The 6,575-nt window shown below is 72.5% G+C and carries 6 protein-coding genes and 1 pseudogene; 5 read left to right on the top strand and 2 right to left on the bottom strand.

The window, feature by feature from the left end:
* Nucleotides 1–112: 112 nt before the first annotated feature.
* Nucleotides 113–562 carry a spore-associated protein gene (locus tag ABT116_RS38160; protein ID WP_351644027.1) on the bottom strand — a complete coding sequence of 150 codons (450 nt, stop codon included), beginning with the start codon at nucleotides 560–562 and terminating at the stop codon, nucleotides 113–115.
* A 348-nt stretch (nucleotides 563–910) separates the two neighbouring features.
* On the opposite strand from ABT116_RS38160, the gene ABT116_RS38155 reads away from it, so the two are divergent.
* The 4 genes and pseudogenes from ABT116_RS38155 to ABT116_RS38140 all read left to right on the top strand — a co-directional run bounded on the left by ABT116_RS38155 (nucleotide 911) and on the right by ABT116_RS38140 (nucleotide 4,735).
* Entirely contained in the window at nucleotides 911–1,873 is a 963-nt protein-coding gene (locus ABT116_RS38155) for an SCO2400 family protein (protein ID WP_351644024.1), read from the top strand.
* A gap of 74 nt (nucleotides 1,874–1,947) precedes the next feature.
* Nucleotides 1,948–2,300, top strand: a pseudogene (locus ABT116_RS38150) (class I SAM-dependent methyltransferase); the annotation flags it as partial.
* 87 nt (nucleotides 2,301–2,387) lie between these two features.
* The gene (locus tag ABT116_RS38145; protein WP_351644022.1) at nucleotides 2,388–3,185 is read left to right on the top strand and encodes a serine/threonine protein kinase; all 798 of its coding nucleotides are present in this window, start codon (nucleotides 2,388–2,390) and stop codon (nucleotides 3,183–3,185) included.
* A complete protein-coding gene (locus tag ABT116_RS38140; RefSeq protein WP_351644019.1) occupies nucleotides 3,182–4,735 on the top strand; it encodes a protein kinase domain-containing protein in 1,554 nt (517 codons plus the stop codon). The genes ABT116_RS38145 and ABT116_RS38140 overlap by 4 nt, the downstream gene beginning before the upstream one ends.
* A gap of 90 nt (nucleotides 4,736–4,825) precedes the next feature.
* On the opposite strand, the gene ABT116_RS38135 is transcribed toward ABT116_RS38140, so the two are convergent.
* Complete coding sequence (locus ABT116_RS38135; RefSeq protein ID WP_351644016.1) at nucleotides 4,826–6,013, bottom strand: hypothetical protein; 1,188 nt, start codon at nucleotides 6,011–6,013, stop codon at nucleotides 4,826–4,828.
* Between the two features lie 259 nt (nucleotides 6,014–6,272).
* Here ABT116_RS38135 and ABT116_RS38130 point away from each other — a divergent pair.
* Nucleotides 6,273–6,575 (top strand): hypothetical protein (locus ABT116_RS38130; RefSeq protein ID WP_351644013.1); only part of this gene is annotated, 303 nt, incomplete at its 3' end.

Genomic DNA, 6,575 nt, shown 5'->3' with positions numbered 1-6,575 from the left:
GACAAGGACAAGAACCTGGACTACCTCGACTTCGATCTCTGGCCGACCGGACAGTGGGATTCCGCCGGAGATCTGCTCGGCCGGTCGCCCGTGGAGTCCGGCCGGAGGGGGGTCAGCGGGTGAACGTGACCCGGTGCTCCTTCAAGGAGCCGCAGTTGGAGCCGAACACCTGTACGTACGTGTTGGCGATGCCGCCGCCCCAGTCGACGCAGTGGCCCTTGCCGTAGACGTAGGTCGGTCCGGCGTACGACGTGAACAGGCCCTCGTCGTAGTGGCTTTCCTCGGTGTCCGGGACGGAGACCCAGGCGGACATGTTCACGGCCTTGCCCGGGTTGTTGCGGATGGTCGTGACGCAGTTCTGGCCGTTGGAGGCGTTGTAGGTCAGGTAGACGGTGCCCAACGAGCCGACCTTCGCCGAGTTGACCGTCTTGTACGCACTGCCGCAGACCTTCTGCGGAGTGGTGTTCGGCGCGGCCGAGGCCGGCGACGCCAGGGCGGTCATGGTTCCCACGGACAGTGCCGCCACGGCGGACGCTGTCAGGGCAGAACGGATGAATCGCATATTTCCCCCATGCAACTCTTCGAGGTGGTTGCTCCTGCATGGTGTGACCCGCTGGTCCTGCAAAGGGTTGTGCGTAAGTTGGCAGGAAAAATGGGGGAGTTGAGGGCCGGCACGAGTGGAGGGGTGGACTCCGTGACGGTGGGGGCCCGAGCGTTCCCACGTTGCGACTCTTTTACTCACGAGTCACTTGAGGCACACGCGAGATCCAGAGGATCTGTGCAGGGGTGTCACACAGACTGCACACGGCCCTTTCAAAGTCTCGTTAGCGTTACGGCTCGATCCCACGTGCGAACGTGACCAGGCCGCGGCCGGCGAGCCGCCGGAACAGCCAGATCGGGAACACCACACATGGACTACTGCTCGTCGTGCCGTCGGCACCTCAACGGCGCCTTGGTCTGCCCGGGGTGCGGCGCCTACGCCCCGGACATCGACCCCTCCGTCCTCGGCGGCCGTCCCGGCCCGGACCGCGGGCCCGCCACGGACCCGGGCGGACCGGCCTCCTGGGAGTACCCGGCAGCCCTCGGCACCTGGCACGACGGCACCGTGTGGAACGAGACCCCCGCGCTCGGGCAGGACGGCCCCGGCTCGTCCGACGCCCATGACTCCTCGGGCGCCCACGACCCCTCGGGGGCCCACGACTCCTCGGACGCCGACGCGGCCGAGGGGTACGAAGCCCGGCCGGCGGGCCGGGCGGCCCGGCGGCGTCAGCTGGCCCGCTGGAAGAAGAACCAGCGCCGGGCCGTGGTGGCGACGGCGGTCGCGCTCGTCGGAGGCGGCCTGACGGTCGCCGCGATGAACGGCAACGCGAAGCCAGGCGTGCAGGCGTCCGCGACGCCGGAGGACACCACCATGGGCGGCGCCCTCGGAGAGGCGCCCACGTCCACCGAGCCGACGTCGAGCCGGCAGGACACCCCGCGCTCCGCCTCCACGGCCCCGTCGCACACCGACCGCGCCTCGCGCCACCAGCAGTCCCGGGCCGCCGACCCCCGCACCACACCGACGGACACGCGGACGGACGCGGCCGCCACGCCCCGCCAACTCCCGCTGACGACCGCGCCCCGCAAGACGGTCACGGACACCGTCGGCGCGGCCACCGGCAGCGTCGGTTCCGGGTCGTCCGGCTCATCCGGCTCATCCGGTTCGACGGCCGCCGAGCCGGCGGCACCCCCGGCCGCCGCGTCCGGCTCGGACGCACAGCAGCCGGACTCTTCCTCTACTCCCCCGCCCGCCGCAACGACTCCGCCCGAGACGTCCCCCTCCGACCCGAAGCCGAAGGAGCTCTGCCTGCTGGTCATCTGCCTCGGCGGCTGAGCCGACGGCCGGTGGCCGCGCGCAGCCGCCCTTCGTATCGTCGTGCCCATGGCTGACGAGTGCTTCCTGCATCCGGGGCTCGCCGGGTCCTCGACATGGGTTGCGGAACAGGGGTGTTCGCGCTGCTGCTGGCCGATGACGGGCAACGTCGCTCAGGAGAGCACCGGCCCGGAGGACTGGCAGCGGACCCTGCGAGGGGTCCGGGCCGCACTGCGGCCCGGCGGGCGCCTGGTTCCGGTGGACGCATGTGTTCGCCGCGGACGGGCAGACGCTGACGTCGGACTCGACGCTGCGCTTTCGTGAGCGGCAGGAGATCGAGGCGGAACTCGCCGCGCAGGGTTATGTGGTGGAGGACATATGTGACGCACCGGACCGGCCGGGCCGGGAGTTCGTGTTCCTCGCTCGACGCCCGGAAACCGTCCGCTGACGCGGCCCCGCCGCCTCCGCGGCACGCGAAGACCGCCCGTACAATCCTCGCGACCAAATCGGGGGCGACATCAGCGGGGGAGTCCGCGTGGAAACGATCATCGTGCAGTTGCCCGGTACCGCCCAGTGGGGCGGGGACGAGACGGGCAGTCCCGAACTGATCCATCTGGGGCCGGGGGACATCGCGGACTTCGGACGCGGCGGGGCGGGGGTCCGCATCGTCCTGGCCGACCCCGGCATCTCCCGCCGGGCCGGGCAGCTGGAAGCCGCGGGGGACTACTGGCGGCTGTCCAACTTCAGCCGCAGCGTGTCGTACGTGGTGGAGAACCTGGAGGGGGCCGGCGAGTACCTCACCGTCGCGCCCGGGCGGCTCGGGGCGCCCGTGCCCTTCGAGTTCTCCCGCGTGGTGCTGCCCGCCCTGTCCGGCACCGCGACGTTCAAGGTGTTCGCACCCCAGCACGCCTACCTCGGCGAGCAGTCCGTGCCGGGCGGCGGCGAACAGACCGTCCACCCGTTCGCCCTGGACCCGACGTCGAAGTACTTCCTCGTCCTGGTGGCCCTGTGCGAACCCCGGCTGCGCGACCCCTCCGACTCGGCCCTGCCCGGCGTCGGGCAGATCGTGGAACGACTGCGGCCGCTGGAGTCCTGCCGGGACCTGACCCGCTCCGCGGTCAACTACCACATCGACTACCTCGCTTTCGCCAAACTGCGCCTGGACCTCGGCGAGGAGGCCACGGCCGCGGCCGACGGCGGCCGCACCGGCGCCAAGCGCACCCGGCTCGCCTCCGTCGCCCTGCGCTTCGGCCTGGTCCGCGAGGAGCACCTCGGCCTGCTGCCGCCCCGCGGCGCCGCCCGCCTCACCGACCCGCAGGAGGCAGACGCGTGACCACGCCGGAGGAACGGGACGACGAGCTGGAGGCGCCCCGCCCGGCCGGCCTCCCGGAGGGCTTCCGCATCGACGCCTGGGAGGTGGGCGCGGTCATCGGCTCCGGCGGCTGGGGAACGGTGTACGAGGCCCGTACGGTCGCCGACGGCACGCCTGTCGCGGTGAAGGTGCTCCCGACCGGCGCCCTCGGTCCCGGGCAGCGCGCGGCGCTCGGTGAACTCGTCGCGCGCGAGGTCCGGTTCAGCGCCGAGGCCGACCACCCCCACCTCGTCCGCACCCACGCCGTGTGTACCGTCGCGGCACCGGAACTGCCCGCCCTGGACGGCGCGATCGCTCTGGTCATGGACCGGGCCGCGGCCAGCCTGCAGGACGTACTGGACGCCGCGGAGACCGGCGGGCCGATCGCGGACGCCGAACGCGTCCTGCGCGGCGTGGCCGCGGGGCTCGCGCACATGCACGACGCAGGCTGGGTGCACGGCGACCTCAAACCCGCCAACGTCCTGCTGGGCCCGGGCGGTCAGGTGTGGCTGGCGGACTTCGGCCTGGCCGCCGAACTCGACGGCACTCACGCCCACTTGCCCCCGCTCGGCACGCTCGACCATCTGCCGCCCGAGTGGTGGTCGCAGCGCACCGGCACCCAGGGCGCCGTCGTCCGGCCCACCGCCGACATCTGGGCCTTCGGCGTCCTCGCCCACCAGGTCCTCACCGGCGGACTCCACCCCTTCCCGGGCGCGACGGCCCGCGCCCGCTCGCTCGCGGCCCAGTCCTACGCACGCGGCACCGCGCCCCTGCGGCTCGACGCCGGCCTCGGCGAGGAGATGCGCCGGCTCATCGCCGACTGCCTCGCTCCGGACCACACCGCCCGCCTCCCGCACACGGCCGCCGGCGTCGTCAACCGGATCGAGGCCATCACCGGCGGCCCCCACCGCCGCCGAAGACGCATGGCGCCGGCCGTCGCGGCGGGGCTCGTCGTCGTGACCGCCGCCGCGGTCGCCGGGGCGGCCCTGCTCGGGGGAGGCGGCGGCACCCAGGACGACGAGCGCGACCGCGACACCCCCACCGTCTCCGGCACGCCCAGCCCGCCGGCCGGTGAGATACCCGAGGATTCCGACGTACCCGAGGCGCTGCGCCCCGTCATCGCCCGCGCGGCCCACCGCTGCACCGACGAGGAGATCACACCCGCGCTGCTCGCCGCCCTGATCAAGGCCGAGAGCAACTTCGACCCGAAGGCCTCCCGCCCGCAGAGCGAGGAGTACGGCATCGCCATGTGGACGCCGTCGGTGTTCCGCGCCTGGGCGGTGGACGGGGACGGCGACGGCGACAAGGACCACATGTCGCCGCCGGACGCGATCTCCACCATGAGCCTGTACGTGTGCTGGCTCGACCAGCGCTTCAAGCAGGCCGGCCTGCCGAAGAAGGACCTTCCCGCGCTCGTCGCGGCCGGCTACCGCACCAGTGACCGCACGGTGATCGAGCAGCGCGGCGTACCGGAGCGGGTGAAACCGCACGTGGACAAGGTGATGCGCTACCTCGCCGAGTACGAGCGCTGAGCCGCGCGAGGCAGGGCCGTACGCACGCGAGCGGTGGGCGAGGCCGCAGCCCCGCCCACCGCTCGTCCCCCGTTCCCGGCACGGCCGCGGTCAGCCGCACTCCGGGACGTTCGGCAGCCGGTTGTCCGGCGAGCTGATGTAGATGTTGGAGATGTAGCCGTCGTACTGGGGCAGATAGGCCCACCACTCGTTGGTGTAGGGCGGCACATTGACCACCTCGCCCCGGATCTGGCAGCCCACCAGCACCTCGACCCCGGCGGGGAGCTGCGTCATCCGGTCACCGCCCGTGGCCGGTCCCCTGCGGACGTTCACGAACTCGCCCCAGGTGCCGAACCAGGTCCCGGCGGGCCGTACCCCGCCCGGCACGTTCAGCGAGCGGGTCAGCCGGCCGATGTCGGTGTACGCCTTGCCGTACGTCGTGCCGGCCTGGTGCAGCGTCAGCACGGCCACGATCGTGCGGTCGTCCGCGCCCACCGTGCCGGTGGTGTGCAGTGCGGGCCGGGTGAGGTCGACGGCCGCTGCGGCGCGGGGAGCGGGGGCGGCCGACTCCGCCTGTGTTCCCGAGGCCGTGGTCCCGGGGCCGCAGGTACCCTTCGCGTACTTCCCGGACCAGCCCTGCTTCACCGCCCACGGTTTGTCGAACGCCCCGGCGATGCCGAAGTGCTGGTCGAAGTGGTCGGTGGCGGAGCAGCGGGTGGAGCGGCGCAGGTTGTCCATGATGAAGTCCCGGACGGGCGCGGGAGCCTTCTCCAGGATGTACCGGTAGATCGCCACCGTGTCCCGGGCGGAGAGGGCGGTGTAGCCCCAGAAGCCCTCGTACCCGGGAGGTGGTGGCGCGGTGTCGCGCAGACCGAGCGCGGGCTTCGCGGTCATCCGGTCGATGATCGCCGAGCCGCCGTACGTCGACCAGTAGTGATCCGCGGCGTCGTCGTCGCTGCCGCGCAGCATCGGCTCCAGCCGGGCGCGGTCGGACGGGGGGATGGTGTAGTCGGGCCCGCGGTCCCACAGGAAGTCCAGCACCAGCAGGAGCTTGACGACCGAGGCGGACCGGAACTGCCTGCTCGCCTCGACCTGTTCGGTGAACGTGCCGGTGCGGCGGTCGAATACGGCCACGCCCGCGGTGACGCCGGGCGGGATCTGGGCGGCTGCCGACGTCCGGACGGCACCGGCGCCCTCCACCGCCCTGCCCGTATGGGGCTGTGCCGACGTACCGCTCGTGAGTGACGTGACCGTGACGACGGCCGCGAGCGCGGCCGCGCCGCGCAGGAGCATGCGCATGGTTGCCCTTCCTGGATCGCCCGGTGGTCCGACGGGGCTTCGGCCCGCGGAGCCACGATAGGAGCGGGGGCGGGGCGGGCGGTCCTGACGAATGTCAGGGCTCCGACGGAGCGCGGCGACCTGAGGCGCCGACCCTGATAAGTGTCAGGTGCCGGTGGTGCGGTGATGCCCCGTACGGTCACGACCAGCGAGCGACGGCCGGCCGGGGGCGGGTCGTCGCGCACGACCGTTTCACCCGCCGACACACGAAAGAGGGCTCATGAGCCGCCGATCACTCACGACACTGCTGGCCGCGGGGGGCGCCGCCGCGGTGATGGCGCTCCTTCCGGCCACCGCCCAGGCCCAGCCGTACTCGGGTGGCAACTACGGAATCTACGGGCAGGAGGGGCAGTACCCCACCACCACGTTCTGCTCGGGTACGTTCCGGCAGATCGGAGCCACCAAGTACGCCGAGGGAATGGCCCTGAAGTACTTCTACTCCGACAAGTGCGGCTCGTTCGCCCGGATCGAGAACTCCCGGCCCGGTTGCGCCGCCGTACTGCAGCGCTCCGACAGCAGCGCG

The sequence above is a fragment of the Streptomyces sp. NPDC002130 genome, assembly GCF_040296465.1.
Taxonomy (GTDB): domain Bacteria; phylum Actinomycetota; class Actinomycetes; order Streptomycetales; family Streptomycetaceae; genus Streptomyces.
Note: the sequence above shows the minus strand (reverse complement) of the source record. Positions and strands in the feature narration are given on the sequence as shown.

What these genes read in the sequence shown, in the direction of transcription:
- ABT116_RS38160 (WP_351644027.1), bottom strand. Translation starts at nt 562, where the DNA reads ATGCGATTCATCCGTTCTGCCCTGACAGCGTCCGCCGTGGCGGCACTG.
- ABT116_RS38155 (WP_351644024.1), top strand. Translation starts at nt 911, where the DNA reads ATGGACTACTGCTCGTCGTGCCGTCGGCACCTCAACGGCGCCTTGGTC.
- ABT116_RS38135 (WP_351644016.1), bottom strand. Translation starts at nt 6,013, where the DNA reads ATGCGCATGCTCCTGCGCGGCGCGGCCGCGCTCGCGGCCGTCGTCACG.